General features: G+C 66.4%; 8 protein-coding genes and 1 tRNA gene. 4 read left to right on the forward strand and 5 right to left on the reverse strand.

The genetic code is table 11. The features are described from left to right. Window positions 1–68: 68 nt before the first annotated feature. From AC3CHW_RS18245 to AC3CHW_RS18255, 3 genes are all read left to right on the forward strand, one after another. A complete protein-coding gene (locus AC3CHW_RS18245; protein ID WP_488467153.1) occupies window positions 69–1,787 on the forward strand; it encodes an alpha/beta hydrolase in 1,719 nt (572 codons plus the stop codon). A 125-nt stretch (window positions 1,788–1,912) separates the two neighbouring features. Further along, window positions 1,913–1,989, forward strand: a tRNA-Thr gene (locus tag AC3CHW_RS18250). Between the two features lie 795 nt (window positions 1,990–2,784). Then, a complete protein-coding gene (locus AC3CHW_RS18255) occupies window positions 2,785–4,020 on the forward strand; it encodes a toll/interleukin-1 receptor domain-containing protein (RefSeq protein WP_488467154.1) in 1,236 nt (411 codons plus the stop codon). A gap of 18 nt (window positions 4,021–4,038) precedes the next feature. Here the strand turns inward: AC3CHW_RS18255 and AC3CHW_RS18260 are convergent, their stop codons facing one another. The 4 genes from AC3CHW_RS18260 to AC3CHW_RS18275 are packed head-to-tail and all read right to left on the reverse strand — an operon-like array spanning window position 4,039 to window position 12,150. Beyond that, entirely contained in the window at window positions 4,039–6,534 is a 2,496-nt protein-coding gene (locus AC3CHW_RS18260; protein ID WP_488467155.1) for an RNaseH domain-containing protein, read from the reverse strand. After that, window positions 6,528–9,794: a hypothetical protein gene (locus AC3CHW_RS18265; RefSeq protein ID WP_488467156.1), complete on the reverse strand. Its 3,267-nt coding sequence runs from the start codon at window positions 9,792–9,794 to the stop codon at window positions 6,528–6,530. Before AC3CHW_RS18265 ends, AC3CHW_RS18260 begins: the two co-directional genes overlap by 7 nt. Next, window positions 9,791–10,951, reverse strand: a complete 1,161-nt coding sequence (locus tag AC3CHW_RS18270; protein ID WP_488467157.1) for a restriction endonuclease-related protein — start codon at window positions 10,949–10,951, stop codon at window positions 9,791–9,793. The genes AC3CHW_RS18265 and AC3CHW_RS18270 overlap by 4 nt, the downstream gene beginning before the upstream one ends. After that, window positions 10,948–12,150 (reverse strand): PD-(D/E)XK nuclease family protein, encoded by a 1,203-nt coding sequence (locus tag AC3CHW_RS18275; RefSeq protein ID WP_488467158.1) that lies wholly within the window; start codon window positions 12,148–12,150, stop codon window positions 10,948–10,950. The genes AC3CHW_RS18270 and AC3CHW_RS18275 overlap by 4 nt, the downstream gene beginning before the upstream one ends. Before the next feature lie 593 nt (window positions 12,151–12,743). On the opposite strand from AC3CHW_RS18275, the gene AC3CHW_RS18280 reads away from it, so the two are divergent. Then, window positions 12,744–15,875 (forward strand): DEAD/DEAH box helicase, encoded by a 3,132-nt coding sequence (locus AC3CHW_RS18280; protein WP_488467159.1) that lies wholly within the window; start codon window positions 12,744–12,746, stop codon window positions 15,873–15,875. A gap of 535 nt (window positions 15,876–16,410) precedes the next feature. Here AC3CHW_RS18280 and AC3CHW_RS18285 read toward each other — a convergent pair. Further along, the gene (locus AC3CHW_RS18285; RefSeq protein ID WP_488467160.1) at window positions 16,411–18,624 is read right to left on the reverse strand and encodes a tetratricopeptide repeat protein; all 2,214 of its coding nucleotides are present in this window, start codon (window positions 18,622–18,624) and stop codon (window positions 16,411–16,413) included. Window positions 18,625–18,663 lie beyond the last annotated feature (39 nt).

Below are 18,663 nucleotides of genomic sequence, written 5' to 3' on the forward strand. Positions count from 1 at the left end.
GAATCCGTGCGCGACCGCCGACGTGCGGCTGACGCGCGTCCACGCCGCGTACGACTGAGGGGTCGACGATGGGTACGAGTCGCTTGTTCCGCACGGCCGGGACCGTGGTCGCGGCTGCGACGCTGCTGGTCTCCGGCTGTTCGTCGAGCGGCGTCCCGTCCCCGAGTTCGGCGGCCACAGCGACCGCGCCGGGGCCGCCCTCGCCGCCGTCCGGCAGCGAGCACGGGCGGACGGGCGAGGCCGGTGGGCGCGGCGGGAGCGACGGCGGCGGCGCGGGCCGGGCGGACGCCCGGGCGCGCGAGACGGGCCCACCCGACGAGTGGCCTGGGGCGAAACGCGCCACCACCGCCCTGCGCCCGCTGCCACCGGCGGTCCCGGCCCCGCTCAGGGACTACTACGAGCAGCGCCTGCGCTGGCGGCCGTGCGGGGCCAGCGGGTTCGAGTGCGCCACGCTGCGGGTGCCGCTGGACTACGAGCGGCCGGACGCCGACCGCGACGTGCGGCTCGGCGTCTCCCGCAAGCGGGCCACGGACGGGCCGCGCCGGCTGGGCTCGCTGCTGGTCAACCCGGGCGGCCCGGGCGGCTCGGCGATCGGCTATCTCCAGGCGTACGCGGGGATCGGCTATCCGCGCGCGGTGCGGGCCCGGTACGACATGGTGGCGTTCGACCCGCGCGGGGTGGGGCGCAGCGAGCCGGTGCGGTGCCTGACGGGCCGCGAGATGGACGCCCACGTGCGGACGGACCAGACCCCGGACGACGCGGCCGAGCAGCGGAGCCTGGTGCGCGCGTACGAGAAGCTGGCCCGCGGCTGCCAGCGTGGCTCCGGCCGGCTGCTCGGCCACCTGTCGACCAGCGAGGCGGCCCGCGACATGGACGTGCTGCGTGCCGCACTCGGGGACCGGAAGCTGACCTACGTGGGCGCGTCGTACGGCACGTTCCTGGGGGCCACGTACGCCGGGCTGTTCCCTGGCCGCGCGGGCCGGCTCGTGCTGGACGCGGCCATGGACCCGTCACTGGGCGCCGAGCAGATGAACCTGGAGCAGACCGCCGGCTTCGAGACGGCGCTCACGGCCTTCATGACGGACTGCGTCCGGCGCGCGGACTGCCCGCTGGGCACGGACGCCGCCGCCGAGGCCGTCAGCCTCCTCGGCGACCTGCTGCACCGCGTCGACGCCCGGCCGCTGCGCACCGAGGAGGGGCGGACGCTGACGGAGTCGCTGGCCACGACGGCGGTGATGTCGGCGATGTACGACGAGGGGGCGTGGCCGGCGCTGCGCACGGGGCTCGCGGAGGCGATCCGCGGGGACGGTACGGAACTGCTCCAGTTGTCGGACGCGTTCTACGAGCGGTCGGAGAACGGCACGTACAGCAACCTCATGGTCGCCAACCAGGCCGTGAACTGTCTCGACCTGCCCCCGGCCTTCCACAGCCCGGCCGACGCCAGCCGGTCCCTGCCCGCCTTCCGGAAGGCGTCCCCGCTCTTCGGCGAGACCCTGGCGTGGGCGGCCCTGAGCTGCGCCTACTGGCCCGTCGAGGCCACCGGCCGCCCCCACCGCATCGAGGCCAGGGGCGCCGCCCCGATCCTGGTCGTCGGCACCACCCGCGACCCCGCCACCCCCTACCGCTGGGCCCGCTCCCTGGCCGCCCAACTCTCCTCGGCCCGCCTGCTGACCTACGACGGCGACGGCCACACGGCGTACGGGCGAGGCAGCGAGTGCGCGGACCGCACGATCAACACCTACCTCCTCACGGGCCGGCTCCCCGCCCCCGGCACCACCTGCACCTGATCGCCCCAGCCCCGCGCGACCCGCCTGACCTGCGCGGGGCCCCCGAACACCACCTCGTACGGAGCACCCCGCGAAACTGTGTAGACTTGGCTCCGCCGTCGCCGCCGATCAGGTTCGCACGGCATGCCGCCTTAGCTCAGTTGGCCAGAGCAACGCACTCGTAATGCGTAGGTCTCGGGTTCGAATCCCGAAGGCGGCTCCATCAAACCCCAGGTCAGATAGTCATTGACCTGGGGTTTCCTGTTGCCATCGACCTCAGAGTCCGGGCTATTCGGCCCATCCACAGCCTGTGCATCACAATGCGTAAGCTATAGATGCACTCGCCGTAGTCGATTCGCAGGCCGCGAGGCTTCGACCTGATGTTTTGATCGCCGCTTGTGCTGTCCGTGGCCTGGGCTTGGCGATCTCGGGCTTGTGGTGCCTTAACGTCTACCCGTGTCACGTGCTCCCGAAGCAGGGTGCGCCGCCAGCAGAGCCGTTTCATCGGCGTCCGGTCGCCCTTCATGATCTCCATGGTGCTCCCTCGCCTGTCGTGGGATAGCTCAGCGGCCTGGCACTTAGGCACAGGTTGCTGCTGTTGCTTCGGCACCAACTTGGCTGCGGTTCGAGCGAAGCGCGTGAGTAGTCGGGCGAATTGCCCATTTTTGCTGAGGCGGAGACCTGGCTCGGCCCTGTGTCTGAGGCTGTACGAGGCTGGCATGCCTGTTGGGTCAGTGGGCGCGCTACGGGAGCCTTTCGGGCTGTTCGGTGCGGCTGGTCTTTGCCGTGGTGGCGAATTCCGAACGTCGCGGAATGTAGTGGCGAAGCTGCTCTGGTGGTCGAGTCCAACAGCGCGGCTCCATGCGGGGGCTGGCTGATACTGCTGTTGCTAGAGGTGCCACTCATTTGGAGTCGGTCGAAAGTTGACAGATATCTGACATTTGAGCGACGGCGGGCTGTGAGGTGGGAAGTGCCGTTAGTGTGGCGCCATTGCAGTGAACCATCGAAAGGTGCACCAGTGGAACCGCAGAGGCGCGTCGACATCGACCTCACTATTGTGCGCGAGGGCGGTAGGAGGATGGACGCAACACCGAATGGTGTCACTGTCGGCGCGACGCATCTGCGTAGCTGGCAGGTGGACCGCATTGACGCCCCCGTGGGTATGTTTGAGGCGTATGACGCCTATCTGATCAAGATCAATTATGACCTCGAAATCGACCCCGCCTACCTGGGGATGCCGTGGTTCGAAATCTCTTTCGAATTTCTCTCCGGAGAGGCGGGCGCTCAGACCGTTGTTATTGATGCTCTTCCTCGCTTCGGTACGTCTCCGGAGACCTCCAAGCCTTACGTGCTCAACAGGTTCCTGAATTTCGTCCCGAGTGAAGGCGATGCGTCCGCGCAGGTTCTGCTTCCAGCGACGACGGACAGGGTTGACATGTTCGGGGCTGGCGGTAGCAGCGTGCGGTGGAGGCATGTATCGCTCGACGAGACGGGCGTGCGTCCGGGTTCCTACGCAGCCTGGGTAGTCCTGCTCACCCCCGCCGGACAGGTTGAGCAACGCGTTGCATGCTCCGCTCGATACGATCTGTCGGCCTTCCCGGATATCGAATACCGGCCCACACAGGTGCCAGTCGATTTTTGGCTGAGTCTGGTTGCGCCTCGGGAGGGACTGAGAGGCGTGGCGCCTTCGCTCTCAGCCGCCACCGAGGAGCAGAGCCAGGAATATCATCCTTCCGTTTTCATCTGCTACGCGCACGACTCGCCGCAACACAAGGAAACTGCCAGGCAGTTCGGCAACCTGCTTGTTGAGAATGGCGTCGACGTGCACATGGACCGCTATGAAGAAGGCAAGCGCGGAGACTGGGCCATGTGGGCGAGGAAGCTCATCGACGAGGTCGATTTTGTCATCGTTCTTGCCTCCGCTATCTGTCGCAAAGCATTCGACGGTGAGTTGCGCGGGCGCGAGCATTCGGGGATCCGGAGTGAGTCACGGCTCATTAATGAGCGGCTTCACGTGTGCCGGGACGAGTGGACTGCCAAGGTGTTGCCCGTTGTCCTGCCTCATGAACTGGTGGACAACATCCCCGAGATGCTGCAGCCATGGACGGCGGACCATTACGACGTCACGGAACTCACCCCGGACGGCATCGATGACCTGCTGCGGGCGATGACGGGAGTGCCGAAGCACTCCCGGCCACCGCTCGGTCAGTTGCCGGTCGGAGTGCTCAGGCCGTTGAGCGGTACTGAGTCCTAACCGGCGGTATCGGAGCCCTCAGGCATCCTCGTCCCCCGACACCCGGTAGTCGGGGTGGTCGTAGTCGATGACGGTTGCCAGATGGAGCGGGACGGGCATCTGTGTCCGTTCGTCCCAGGAGATGGCCTGTTCGCAGAGGCTTGCCGTCAGACCCGCCAACTGCTCAGGAGCCCACGATCCCGGGCTCACCACCACGATCTCCTTCCCTGTGTACGAGTGCCACGGGACGGCGAGCTGGGAGGTGAGCCCGTCGGGCAGAGTCCATCGGGTGTAGGAAGCGCCCCGGTCTCCGCCCTTGGCCTTGATCGACGCGGATCGGCCGGCGAAGAGCCAGCAGCGCCCGTCGGCGCTCGGGAGCCGGTACACCTTGCGGTCCGGTGCGGCGGGCTTAGCCGGGTCGCTCGGCATGTTCGCCTTCTCTCGTCGCGTAACAGGGCGTCCGATCTCACTGAGCTCGGTGTTCAGGCGTACGACCGCGACGTCGGCACCGCCTCCACGCAGCTTGTCCCCGGGGAGCGGACCGTCATTCAACTGTGCGTTCTGCAGCCCCGGCCAGATAGTCCGGGTCTCCTGGGTGTCCACGAAGATCACCATGGGCGTGCTGTCAGGCGCCACGGCGAGAAGTTCGCCGAGTCTGGTTTCGATCACATCCCTTGTCAGCTCCGTCTTCTCCCCTGTGCGCCCGAAGCGGGTGGTTCCGATGGCGCCGGAGTGGAAGTCCGCCACACCCTCGGCGCCACGCACCCATGCCTGCCTCCGGTCGCTGTGGACCAGCACTTGGCAGCTCGCCAGGTCATCGGGGTCGATGTACAGCGCCACCAGGGTCAGAACCAGTGGCTTGCCTTCCGTTCCCGTCTGCTGTCTGCGGGCGTGGATGCCGACCAGCAGAGCCTTCCTCGCGAGCCCGTGGGGTCGGCCGCCCGCGATCACGGAGTCCAGCAGCCGGCGGTCCAGGACTCCTGAGGCCCGAAGCAGGTCGCGCAGGGCGGCCCGGGCGGAGTGCTTCTTGGTTTCGGTACTGGACGGGTTGACTTTGGGCGGGAGAACGGTGGGCTCGGTGGCAAGGAACTGGGTCGGTACCCCCAGGTGCCCCAACAGGCGCCTCAGATGCGGTTTTGCATCGATCTCAGGACGCGGTGCGTCGGGGTGGTACTCGGTCTCCAGCCAGGCCGCGACCAAGTGGTCGTCATCAGATGGAAGGTTCAGCGACCTAAGAGAGGCCGCACGATTCACGGTGTCATGAGCGAGCAGCTCCGGACAGTAGCGGGTAATCACGTCCATGCGGGCGTTGACGTGGGTGAGCTGCCCCCCGGGCCCTGGCTGCACAGGCCCTCCGGTCAGCTCCTCGAGTTCGGCCAGCATGCGGTCGCGCCCCGCAGGTGTGGCGTGGACGCAGGCCAAAGTGACCTTCTGGAATCCGCTCGGTCCGACTGCGGAGGCGGGGAGGCCGTCGGGAGGGTAGCTCGTTACGCGAGGCGCGAGCCTGATCCTTTTGTCCACCTCGTAGGGCAGCGGCACGAGCAGGGGCAGAGTGGACATGATGTGTTCGTGCAGTCGAAGCATGAATCTGGGGCCGGGGCCGCTTCCCAGCGCATGGAACCGGGTGCTCGCCATCTGGGGCCTGATCGCGCCCGGAATGCGTGGTAGCTCATCCGGAATGTCCAGTGCTGACAACTGACATGCCTCGATGATCTTCGCGATGGCGGGATCGAGATGGCTGCGCCACTCGCCGGTCTCTTTGTCCAGGCGGCGCCGCAGCGGGAGTTTGAGGATGGGAGAGCCGTCCTCGTTCCGCGCGATCCACACGTTCTTCGCCCAGTCCCCTTGGGGCGAGATCCTGGAAAGTCGAGCGTCGAAGCAGAGGACGGGGTCCTCGACGCCGGCCCGCGTGGTGAGTCGTGCGGTCACCTTGTGCATGCTGAAAGCCGATCCGGCACGGTTGGCGAGGAGATCGCCGGGTTCCCAGGCCAAGAGGGACCCGTCGGTATCCATGGATAGACGGACTGGCTCTCGGCCATCGATCCGCAGGGGCACCCTGGCCAGTTGCCGCATCACCTGCCACTCGGCCGTACGGAACACCCAGCCGGGCATGACCGGAACCCGGCCTGGACGGAATTTCACGAAGTCCGCGAAGGAGCGGGCCTTCTCGGGCGCGGGCAGCAACCCGGGGAGGAGAGGAGACCTCATCCCGTCACAAATATGTCTTTCCCAGGCTCGCACAGCAACCCGCAGCCGGTCGTCGAGAGCGGCGTCACTAGTGAGGAGCAACATGCGGCTGCCCGCGCACTGTTCTTCCTCCGTGAGATCGCGCTCCCCGAACAACCTGACGGGTTGTCCGGTAGCGGCAATCAGCCCGGTGGCCAGGGCAGAGTAGCGCGGTTGCCGCTGGTTCTCCCGCTTGGGCAGGCCCGCCCACGCTTCCTCGAAGTCCGCGGTGAGGGGGTAGGCGGTGATGGAGCCCAGTAGAGAGTCCATGTCCTGCCGTGGAACGCGGTAGGCGAGGGTGATCAACATTGGACGCCTCCGTCGTTGGGGTGTTCCGCGTATGTGAAGAAGGCATTGAGGGTTGTGCCGTAGTACCGCTGCATTGCGGGCAGGACACCCTCGTTGCGCCACCTGTCCCGCAACTTGAGAATCAGGGTCGCCAGGTCGGTGCCGCCCTCGGGGTCGAGCATGGCTCCGTCCACCAGATGCAGCGTGGCGTCGGTGCCGCCACGCCGTGCACGGCCAATGAGCTGTACGGCGCCATTGATGATCTCGGCCACCACGCTGAGCTTGACGTCGAGGGGCTGGGCCTGGAAGTAGGGCGGGCGGCGGATGATCTCGTCGAGGAATTGGCCGGCCACCTTGCGGCGTTGTGCTAGCAGAGCCTGGGGGTCGCTGGACGGGCCGCGGTGCTCGCGCAGTGCTCGTGCCTGGATGTGAGCGACGAGTTCCGCCGGCTCGTCGATCAGGGGGATCGGCCGGACGATCAGCCACACCGACCCCAGGGCGGACTTGTCACCTTCCCCGATGATGTTCACCCCCCGTTGCACCCTGGCCAGGGGGGCGATCAGGATGTCGGCTCCCTCGACGGCGGGGAAGCCCTCCAACCGGTCGGCCGGTAGTTCCCGCCATCGGCCGACGTCCACGGCTGCTTCTTGGCCGTCCGCATAGGAGCCCGGCCGCACCGCCAGGCAGATGCGAGTGGCGTCGACACCAGCGGTGAACAGACCTTCCGCGACGTGCCGTGCTGCCTCGTAGGACGTCGTGGCGAGAAGTACACGGGCGCGCCCTGGCTTCTCGGTTGTGAGCCGTTCCAGTTCGGGCCGTAGGTATTGGCCCCACAACGCCGTGGCGATCTGCTGGGTCGCCATGGCACGTTCGGCTCCCTCCAGACCGGAGATCCGGCGCGGTCGGCCCTCGTCGCCATCGATCCGTGCCGGGAGGACGCGCACGGCATCCTTCTGCTCGTCCGCCACCCACCATTTCGGGGTGGTGTGGATGTGGTGGTGCGGCGCGTACGGAAAGTATGAGGTGGCCGACATCCCGAGAACGATGCGGCGCACTCCGGCGTGGCCCAGGGCGGTGGTGTCGCCGAGCCCCACGGTGTAGGTGTGCGGATCACCGCCGAACGCTGCCGTCGACAGACGTGCCGCCTGCCCTCCCGTGTCGTCGTAGTACTCGGTGAAGGCGAAGACGAGTCTTCCCAAGGGGCCGGTCGGCGTGATGCGCCAACGGCCGTAGGTGCCGAGGGCGTCCGCGATGTCCTGGGCGGATTCGACTCCGATGTCGACCAGTTGGGCGTTGTTCGCCATGAGCTGGTGCAGGAAAATCCTGATGCGTTCGAGAATGGCTCGGCGGAGGATCCGGTTGACGACCCGGGCCCGGTGCTCCTCGGGCAGGTCCTTGACGAGTTGGTCCAGGGCGTCCCGTGCCATGGGTAGGGACAGCCCTCCGGAGCCTCCGGTGACCACCGATGCGAGGTGCTTCCGGGCGGCTCCGAAGGATTTGGGTTCGTCGTCGTGAGGGGGCATCTCGTCGAGGAAGAGCGAGCGGAACATCTCCAGTTGTTTGGTGTCGACCTCCTCGGTATCGAGTCCGAAAAGCCGAGCGGTCAGCCAGTTGTCCCACCGCCGAGGCACCATCCAGTAGCGACCCGGCCCGCGCGGGCGACGCCCTTTGATGGGAGTCGCGGCACCGAGGCGCTCATAGGTCAGGTGGCTGACATAGTTCTCGGACAGATAGCGAAGGGTCAGATAGGCGTCGCGGACACTGGCATCGACTTCGTCCCTGAGCCGTCCTGACGTCGCCGCGAAGTCCTGATCGAATTTGCGCAGGGGAGTGTTAGTCCGTCCCGCGTGGTCAAGGACGAGATGACGGCCCGCATGGTCGATCGCCGTGTTCTGGAAGCTGTCCACCTCGTCGATGACGACGATCTGACAGCGTCGCATCAGCAACTCCTCCACGGTCAAGCGGTCATCACCGCCGTAACCACCCTCCACCGGTGCCTGAACCACTCCGAGCAACAAGTTCGCATGAGAGGTGACGATGACATCCGCGGTGCATGCCTGACGAACGGCCCGATAGCGTCCGCATGTGGTCCGCCAAGGGCAGGAGACCGTAGTGGCCTTCCGGCGGCCCTGGGACGGTTTTCGCAGCTTGGCGCATGGCTCACTGCCCGGCTGCCACCGGTCAATAGCCTCGTCGGATCCCGCCAGCGCGGCGAGTGCGCAGCCGTATCCGAATCGCTTCCAGATCCAATCCGCGTCCGGGCCGTCCCCGGTGGCACGAGCGGCTGCGGTCTCGGCCACCTTGATCAGCGACCGGGGTGAGACGAGCGGTACGACTCCGCCCCTCGGCTCCACGCCGTACGTTTTCATGGCTCTTTCGATGCCGTGGACGGCCTGCACGACGTTGGCGTTGGTCGGCAGGACGAAGGCCACCGAGATCTGCCGACGAACGGCCCAGCAGGCGAAGGTCTCGATGAGGACGACCGACTTGCCGAAGCCCGTATAGGCGAGGAGCTCATTGAGGTTGCCGGCCGTCAGGTCCAGCCCCTTAACGTTCTCATTGCCGCGAGAGCGAATACGCTGAGCGAAGCGGTCCACCGCCTTCTCGTGGTAGGCGCTTTTGCCGAGTTCTTGCTCGTCTAGGTCGATGCGCTGGGCAATCTCCTTCAACTCATCGAAGGGAACCCAGCAGTTCCCGAGAGCCGGCGCATCGCGGACCACGGGGAACGGATGCCCGGTGTCGAGATGGTGGGGCTGGATCTCGTAGTGGAGATCGATGAATGTCTGCTGGTGGCCGTCCGGGCCGGTGATGCCGGTCGTGGTCATGTGCGCACCCGCCTGGGCAGGTGCGAGCACACGGTTTTTCGCCGCGTGCAGTTCGTCGAGCTGCCGCAGGAAGCCGTCGACGTAGGCGGGGAGCGGCATGCCGGGGTCCACGGAGATCTGCCCGCCGCTCTCCTCCTGGCCGTCGTCGGCCAGGCTGCAACCGGGGATCTGGCCACTGCTGAGCAGGCTGTCGAGGATGGGGCCCGCGGCTTCCGCGTTGGCCATCTGGTTGGGGCGCCGGCGCAGCAGCTTGGTGAAACGCTGCGCGTCGGCGTCGGTGAGGTCATGCCAGCCGGACCAGTCCGCGATGTGGCCGTCCAGCACGTAGAGCACGTCGTCACGAGTGGTCGTACGTCTGAATCCACCGCTGTCCTCGATAGGGAAGAAGCTGGCGGCTAGTCCGATCGCGGCGCCCATGATGCGGGGGAACACCTTCTCGGAGCCGGGCACGGTCATGCTCGTGGTGTCCTCAGCGCTCGTCGTACTTCGGCGTGGAACTTCGTCTCGGTGGTGATCTGCAGGGACGGCAGGGAGACCCTCAGGGTTTCCCACTGATACTCGTGCGTCTGCGGCAGGAGAATCCGGGCGCTGGGGGCCTTCGCCCGGAGGTCGGCGATCAGCCGGTGGGGAGAGCGATACTCTTTGATGTCGATCTTGAACTCTGTGCCGCCTGCCCTGACGTGCAGGTCGTACCGGTCGAGTTTGGGCCAGAGCTCGACGGTCGCGCCGAGCTTCTCCAGGCGCTGCTTGACGCGGAGCTCGCTCGCCCCGGGAACGACGACGAATCGCCAGACGCCGTATTCCACACACCGGGAGCCGGCGCCCCGCCGGACCGCTGGCGTGGCTGATCGCGGCCGTCCTTCGTCGACTCTCCTCAGAGCCGGGCGGGACCGGGACGTCTTGGCCTCGACCAGTCGGTAGACGTTGGCGTGGGGGACGTACCGGCAGCGTACGGTCGTACCGGTCACCGCCATCGGCCAGTGGCACACGGGGCACGGCCACCACCATGTCTCGCCGTCGGCCGACCGATGGAGGTGATCGGCCGGGATGTCGGTGTATCCCCGTGGGGGGAGCTTCACTCCGGTCTCGCTGACCAGTGCCCGTAGTTCGACGGTTGAACCGGCGGGGTGCTCGATGAGGAAGCGGCGCGAAGCTGTGTATCCCTCCTGGCCGTTGCCTTCGATCAGCGTCTTGAAGGTTTCGTCACGAATTCGGTCGGAGCGCATTCTCGTCCAGGTGGGCAGCCATGCCGATGCGGATGGTCCGCCCACCGGCAGTGCGTACTCGCACGCCAGGTCGTACGCGTCAGAGGTGAGCCGATCCTCGCCGTCGAGTAGCACCGTCCGAGCGATCGCCTCGTCCGCGTTCGTGGCGAGCACCGGCATCAGCCCGAGACGCTGCCGTAGCGAGGCGATGAAGTCCAGGGGTGTCGTCGGGCCGAGACCGGGCCCGTGTGCCTCCATGACGACACCGGTCATTCTCGCGACCTCCCGCATGGCGTCGCTTTGTCGGTGTCGAACCGTCCACGCGTAGGCGGCTCGCAAGGCTGCGGCCACCACACGGTGGGCGCGCTCCGCCAGTTCGTCCCGTGGACCGGTCAGCCAGTGGGTCATGTTCCCCTCCTCTCGGTAGCGTCGGGACACCAGCGCGTGAACGGGCAGTCTTCGCATGCCTTGCCCGCCTTAGCCGGGTACCGGGCGTCGGCGTGCCACGGCGTGACGTACGGTTCCAGGACGCTTCTGGCCCGCGCGACGACATCCGGGGCGGCGGTATCGATTTCGGTCACGACGGGACCGCTGGCGGTCAGCCGTTCCATTTCCACCGCGCAGTGTCCGTTCCCAGGCAGAGTTCCGGCCCGGGCGAGCAAGACGGCCAGCGCGAGTTGAGGGAACTGATCCAGCAGGTCTCCTTCGTCGAGGACCCTCTTGGTCTTCGTCTCGCGCAAGGTCCACCGATCGCCCACGCGGTAGAGCAGGTCGGTCTTGGCGACGACGACCGTGTCGGCATCCGGGTCGTATACGGCGACTGACAGTTCCGGGTGGACCTCCACGTCCTCGGGCCGGTTTCGCAAGGGGCAGACGAGGGAGTGGTCACCAATCATCTGGATGCCGAGTCGGGCCTGGAGCCCGGTCAACGACCATCCCTCGTACTGCCATGCCTCGGGTGGGCCTGGTACATCGTCGGCTGCGCAGGGTCGCTGCGGTGTGCGACGGTGCCGGCTCTCGATCCACGCGTGTACGGCTTTGCCGCGCACGGTCGCATCGGTCTCCTCGGCCAGGCCGTCCTTCGGCAGGAAGAGAGATTCCAGGTGTGAACGGGCCGGGCAGCGATGGTGGGTGCGCCCTGTTGTCATCGACCACGAGCGGCGCGGGAGCCCCGATCCGCTGATGCCGAGGAGGCCCGGTGCGGACGGGACCGCGGGGCAGGTGGCAACGGCGTCGCATCTGCCGCAGTCCTTGCCAGGGCGGTAGGAGCCACCCGCGATCATCCGGTCGATATGCGTCTCGACGGCCGAATCGTAGCGTGCGTACGCCTCTTGGGGAGTGCCTTCGAAGAGGACGCGGTGGGAGGAGTCGGTGCAGCCGATCTCCACGAGGCGTACTAGTCGCGCGGGTTCGAATGGCCCGAGCCGGAGCGGCTTCTTGTCCCACTGGGAGGAGAGCACCGGGCGCGCACTTGCCAGGACGCCCACCGCCATGGCGATCTCTACATCGTCCCGAGGCAGGTTCTCCACGGAGTCGGTACGCAAGATGCGCAGTTCACGGACTCCGTGCCCGGCATAGCGTCGGTCGTCCACCATCTCCTCGTACACGTCCGGGGCGCCGGGCTTCAGGGGCCCACGCTGCCGGGCCCACAGACGCGACACCGGCTCCAGAGGCTCCCCGAGGGGAGAGTCGGCGGGGGCCGGTAGAGCTGCGGCTGCGGCGAGATATCCGTGGACGGCGTGCTCGGTCCACCTGGCGAGTCCGGGGTGAACGGGGCGCCCGGGCGCGGACCGCCAGGTGGCCAAGGCATCTTCCGGAGCCAGGTGTTCGAACTCGACAAGGTCCAGTACGGCGTGGAGAGGGCCTGGAGCCCATGAGACCAGGGGACGGACGGTCGTGGGGCGGCGAGGGCGGGGAGTGTCGGGACGTATCTGAGCCGCCAGCCTTTGAGGGCACCGCCTTTCGATGCCTCGTACATTGGCGAGTTTGATGCGAACAAGGCCGCCACTTGTGGGTGGTTCCTCGAGACCAGGCGAAATGATCATGACCCTTTCCTCTTGGGGGGCTTCGGTGCACTTCCGGTTTCTTGAATTTCCCTGCCCTCCCTGATCGAGTTGCCGTATCGTACGTTTCTCCCGACGTCCTCCTGGAGCCTACGGGAATGTATCGACAGCGGGGGCTGACTGTTTGAAGGAGTGGGATGGCGTTCTACGGGCTCTTCATTGGTATCGACTACTACGAGTCGGATCTTGGGAGCTTGCGATTCGCGAAGCGCGATGCTGTCGCGCTCCGTGCGCTTTTCGATGACAACCTTGAGGGAAGGTCGACCCTGCTCCTCGACAGCGATGCCACCAAGGAGAGGCTCGTAGCAGAACTGCGGTGCCTGGCAGAGGTCAGTACGGATGAGGACTTTGTCGTGATCGCCTTCTCCGGGCATGGCGTCCTCGGTGGCGCTCTGGCCGCGTACGATGTCTCGCCAGACGATGCCAACAAGGGCTCCCTGCCCCTGGATGATCTCGCCGAAGTGATCCGTCGAATTCCGGCGCGAGCGCTGCTCCTGGTGCTGGACTGCTGCTTCTCGGGTCATGCCGCGGACAAGGTTCTCCATATTGCGCGCGACGATTTTACGAGCCGCAATGGCTCTGTCTCGGCGACGAAAAGCCTCGAAGAGCTGCGCAAAGATGGGTATTTCGTCATCGCCGCCGCAGGCCGGGACCAAGAAGCCTTCGAAGAGCAGAACGTTCGCCATGGACTGCTCAGTCATTATCTCATTCAGGGACTGCTCGGCCACCCTGATGCTGTCGACGACGGCCAGGTGCATATCTTCAAGTTGGCTCACTATGTCTCGAAGAGTGTGAGTTCGCACGGGCGGGGAAAGGGCCACGAGGCCCAGAAGCCCGTCTTGGGCGGCAGTTCCTCGAATTTCTCTCTGCATGTCTTCGTGCGGGGTGCGCGCTATCTGTCGACTGCTGACGCGACAAGGCCGCTGCCCGCCACCGCGGACCTCTCGTCGCTCGAGGCATACGGGATTCCGCGCCCGGTCCTGGAAGCGTGGGGTAGAAGCCTGGGCAAGCTCAATCGCCTGCAGGTCGATGCCATCAACGAGGGCGCTCTGCTGGAAGGCATGAACGTCCTCGTCAGTGCCCCCACCGCGACGGGCAAGACCATGGTGGGCGAGCTGGGCGCCATGCGAGCGGTTGCCCTCGGGAGGAAAGCGGTCTTCCTGGTTCCCACCCGTGCCCTGGTCAGTGAGCAGTACGAAGGGTTTCGGCAGCGCTATGAACCTCTTGGGTTCAGAGTGATCCGAGCCACGGGTGAGCTGAGCGACCAGATGCCGCAGTTGGTTAAGGGCGAGTTCGACCTCGCCGTTCTCACCTATGAGAAGTTCATCGGACTGTTGCCCAGGAGCCCAGGGCTGCTGAACGTGGGTGCTCTGGTCATCGATGAGATCCAGTCCTTCGGATTGCCCGAGCGGGGTCCGCTGCTGGAGACCCTGCTCACCTGGCTGCGGGTGAGGGACTGCTCCACGGATACGCCTCAGATCGTGGGGTTGTCCGCGGTCCTGGGTCAACCGCGTGAGTTCGCTCGTTGGCTGCGTGCGAACCTCGTGACGATCACTCGCCGGGATGTGCAGCTGCTCGAAGGCGTGATGGGACCGGACGGTCTGCACAGGTACCAGGACCGGCAAGGCGCGGAGTCGACCGAGCAGTTGGTGCAGCCGGAGGACCCGGCCGGGATGGTCGGAGAGAGCCACCAGCTGACACGGTTGGTGGCCGAACTGGTGGCGAAGGGCCAGCAGGTCATCGTCTTTCAGGCAACACGTGGCGGTGCTCGCGAGATTGCGCGGCAGCTCGCCGGCACACTCGCTCTGCCCCCTGCCCATACGACACTCGCAAGACTGTCCAGTGGGGACGGTGGGCGGACGGCGGACCTCTTGCGCACCTGTCTGGAGGGCGGGGTGGGATTCCACATCGCGGACCTGACAACGGAGGAACGGCACCTGCTGGAGGAGTCCTTCCGGAACCAGGAGAGCGAGGTGCGCGTACTCGTGGCCACGACCACGTTGGCCCAAGGAGTCAATCTGCCCGCGGACTCCGTGGTCATGGGCGATTTGGAGCACCCTGGGGACGGTCGGCCGTATTCCGTCGCCGAGTACAAGAACATGGCCGGTCGGGCGGGGCGGACCGGCCGGAGGGAGCGGCCGGGGCGCGCCGTCATCCTGGCGCGGGGCAGGGCTGACGCGGAACAGAAGTGGCAACGGTACGTACGGGGGGAACCGGAGCCGGTGCGGTCGGCGCTGCTCGATCCGGCCATCGATGTACGCGGTGTGCTCCTCGCCAGTCTGGCGGAACCCGCTTCTTTCACCCGCAGACGCTCGGGGCCGGACGTCGAACGGTTCCTGGCGGCAACCTTCGCCGCTCACCAATCCAGGGCGAGCGGTTCGCCGGACCCCTTCCCGAGTGCTGAGATCCGACGCATGGTGGGCGAACTCACCTCCGGCGGATTCCTCAAGGGAACGCCGGCAGGAGTCGGGGAGATGCCGCACGGGCTCCTGCTGACGGAACTGGGGGAACTGGCCGTTCGAAGCGGTCTCGGCGTCGACTCCGTGTCTTCCGTTGCAGAGGCGCTGAGGTCTGTACCCGCGGACAGCGTCAACCGCGCCACGCTGATCTGCGCCGCTCAACTCACCGCTGAACTGCGCGACTTCCGGTTTGCTCGAGTTCCTCGCTCTCCGTACAAGGAACATGCCCGCCTCGCCGCATGGCTGAGGAAGCGCAGTGTCGCCGAGACGGTGTGCTCCAGGCTTATCGGCCCGCCCTCCAGGAGCGGCAGCGGCGTGGGCCCCGGCCGGCGCGCTGTCGCCTGTCTGATGTGGGCGGAGGGGATCAGCCTCGCCGGCATCGAACGCGCGATCGCCGACCAGACGAAACTCACGCGGCCGGAGTTCCCCGGCCCTGTCCAGTACGCGGCGCAGCGAGCCGCCGATGTGATCGCGACGGTCATCGAGATCGCCCTGCTGATCCATCCGATCGTCGATCTGGGCGACCTGCCTGACACCTTGCCCACCCAGCTCGAACTGGGCATCGTCGAGGGTCTGGTGCCCATCGCTTGGAACACGGAGATCCCGCTCGGCCGGCCTGTCTACCTCAGTCTGGCGCGGGCAGGGCTGACCTCGCCCGCGGGCATTGTCGCGGCCGACGCCGGACTCCTCCTCGACTGTGTCGGCGGTGTCCCTGAGCGGCACAGCGCGGTCAGGAACGCAGCGGCGATCGTGCTGGCAGAAGCCGATGAGGGCGGTCATCGGAGTCCGTTCTCGCCCCTGCGCGACTGACCTCGGGCGGGGCCCGGACCGAGAAGCGGGGGGAGCCCAGGCCCGTCGGCCGAGCGTCCCGCCGCGAATCGGGGAGCACGAGCCGGGGGCGCGGCCCAGATGGACGTCACCGGTCCGTTCCAAAACCTCGTGCTCACCAGCCCGGTGCGCGTTCCGTGAGGCGGCCACCGTCGCCGTCTCCGCCAGGCGTTCGAATACCTCGTCGACACGCCGACGTGCGGTTCGGGGGCCACGGTCGAGGTGCGCGGCGATCCGCATCAGCCGTTGCCCGAAGCGCTCGTTGCCGGGTCCGTCGAGGGCTAGTGCTGCCACACCGAGCGCGGCCATGTCTGGTGGCAACGTGTCGATCAGCTCCCGCAAGTAGCCCCTGAGCAAGGCCCGCCCCTCCGCGGCCCCCTTGCCATCCGTGATACCGGCGGCTCGTCGCAGGGCGCGGCCCGTGCGGCTCAGGGCTCCGGGATCCTCGATGCCGAAGCCCTTGCGGAGCGCCTTGAGACCTGCCAGTACTTCCGCATCGGAGAGCTGACGTGTCACATCAGGACGCGAGCCGGACACGCGCTTCCCCGAGCATCACTGGTTCGAGTCCGCCGTAGAGGGCATCGGCGCGCTCCCAGAGCTCAGCCGCCGCTTCGTGGTGTCCACGTGCCCCATTGATGTTGCCGAGCCCGGTCAGAGCACGTGCCCCCTCGTAGCTGCTGGCACAATTTTCGGCCAGGGCCAGGGCCTCCTTGTAGCTGGCGGAGGCGGCCTGGTGGTCGCCCGATCGGAAATGAGCCCATGCGGCGCAGTTCACCGCCATCACGGCATCCAGCTCCAGTCCCAGGGCATGAAATTCGGCGCGGGCCTGCTGTGCGTGCTTGACGGCGGAGGGCCAGAGCTGGAGCTCCGCCTCCAGCAGCGCGATTCCGCGGAGTGTAATGGCGGCATTCCGCCTGTTCTCCGTTCGCCGGTAGTACTTCAGCGCCGTACGCAGGCCATCCATGGAATTCTCGTATTCGCCCAGGTAGAGCTCGGCCCAGGCCAAGTTGGAGACGGAGTTCACCACACCATCGTCATCGCCCACCTCTTGGTACAGCGCCAATGCCTGTTTGAAATAGCCGACAGCCATGGTGAGATCGCCCCGGTCCGAGTGTGCGACGCCGAGGTTGCTCAAACTGATGGCCAGCCACGTACGAGCCCCCGCCACACGAGCGGATGCGACTGCCCTCGTATGGGTCTCGATCCAAGGGCCCCACCGTTTCGTGAGGAAGAAGAAGTCGCGCAGGGCGAATGCCAGCTGCCAACACAAGGAGTGGAAACCCAGTTCGACGGCTGTCCCGCACAGCGCAACGAGACTCCGCCACTCCGACTCCAGCCAGAGGACGCCTGCTGCTCGATCGCTGAACGCCCATGCTCCCTCGGGGAAGTCATCAAGGATGACTGGCGGCCGGAAGCGCTGGGGGGTGAGCAACTTGTCTGCGGCCACTGCGAGACGAAGACTATGTTCCAACAGACGCCGAAGGGCAGCGTGCTGCTCCTCTACCGGTACATGGGCTAGGAGTTCGTCCCGGGCGAACTGTCGTACGAGACCATGCATGGTCACACGGCGCGACGATTCGTGCTTCACCAGGTGAGCGTCCACAAGGCTGTCCACGAGCGTTGTCGCGCGAAGCGGGTCAATGTCTGCCAGGACCGCCACATCGTGAAGGTCGATGCCCGACCCTGGATGCAATACCAGCAGCGCGAGAACCCGACGCTGCTCCCCGCTCAGATAGTGGCACGACACGGTGAGCGCAGCGGTCACGCTGCGGTCACCGTCATCGAGCAGCTCAAGCCTGTGAGCCTCGTGCGACAGCCTCACTTCGAGCTCGGCCACGCTCCGCATCGATCCGCTACGGAGCCGGGCGGCGGCGATTCGGATAGCGAGTGGTAGCTGGCCGCAGTGCTCGACGACGGCGCGGACCACTGCTTCGGGAGCGCATGCTGCCCGCTCCCCTCCGGCCGTACGGAACAACGCCCCGGCCTCCGCATCGGTCAGCACCCCCACGGGCACGTGCGTCGCCTCATCGAGAGCGCTGAGGCGTTTCTGACTGGTGACGATCACCTTGTAGCCCGGCTCGGACGAGAGGAGCGGAGCGACGTCCGCCGCACTGCGCACGTTGTCGAGTACGAGCAGCAGGCGCTTGCCGCGAGTCCTGCTTCGCCAGAGGTTGGCCAGGGCATCGGCCCGGGCAGGAAGCCGTTCTTCAGGGATGCCAATCAGCAGAAGCAAGGAGCTGAGCACTTCTCGCGTGCCGTGCGGCGACGTTTCGCTTAAATCGAGGAAGACGCACCCGTCGGGAAAAGACTCCGACGATTCCCAGGCTCCCTGTAGCGCCAGAGCGGTCTTCCCCACGCCGGCCATACCGCTGATTACGCACAGGTTACCTTCGAGCGCGCCAGTGAGGTGACCCGCGATGCTTCTCAGCTCCTGCGAGTGTCCTACGAAATGAGAGGGTGGAGCAGGGAGGCCAGAAATCGAATTGATGTCGACGGGACGTGTCCCCATTGGTTCGTTGACCTCAAGGAGCGCTGCTAGCTCGCCATGTGCTTCCAGCGCATCGTCGCAAAGCATACCCAATCGAAGGTTTGCTTTAGTTTTTCCCGTCTCTACCTTGCTGAGGTGGCCTGGGCTGCAGAACACCTTTTCGGAGAGAGCGCCTAGGGTGATTTTCTTCTCGTTACGCCTCCGGCGGAGCTCGCTACCGAAATTGAGAGTTTCCCTTTTCATGATTCCTAGTTCCTCTGTTGCGTGGCACGTCGACAGTGA

The sequence above is a fragment of the Streptomyces sp. MGP-BFMKR1 genome (genome assembly GCF_057766585.1).

Coding starts and splice junctions, on each gene's coding strand:
- AC3CHW_RS18245 (WP_488467153.1), top strand. CDS start 69: ATGGGTACGAGTCGCTTGTTCCGCACGGCCGGGACCGTGGTCGCGGCT.
- AC3CHW_RS18260 (WP_488467155.1), bottom strand. CDS start 6,534: ATGTTGATCACCCTCGCCTACCGCGTTCCACGGCAGGACATGGACTCT.
- AC3CHW_RS18265 (WP_488467156.1), bottom strand. CDS start 9,794: ATGACCGTGCCCGGCTCCGAGAAGGTGTTCCCCCGCATCATGGGCGCC.
- AC3CHW_RS18270 (WP_488467157.1), bottom strand. CDS start 10,951: ATGACCCACTGGCTGACCGGTCCACGGGACGAACTGGCGGAGCGCGCC.
- AC3CHW_RS18280 (WP_488467159.1), top strand. CDS start 12,744: ATGGCGTTCTACGGGCTCTTCATTGGTATCGACTACTACGAGTCGGAT.
- AC3CHW_RS18285 (WP_488467160.1), bottom strand. CDS start 18,624: ATGAAAAGGGAAACTCTCAATTTCGGTAGCGAGCTCCGCCGGAGGCGT.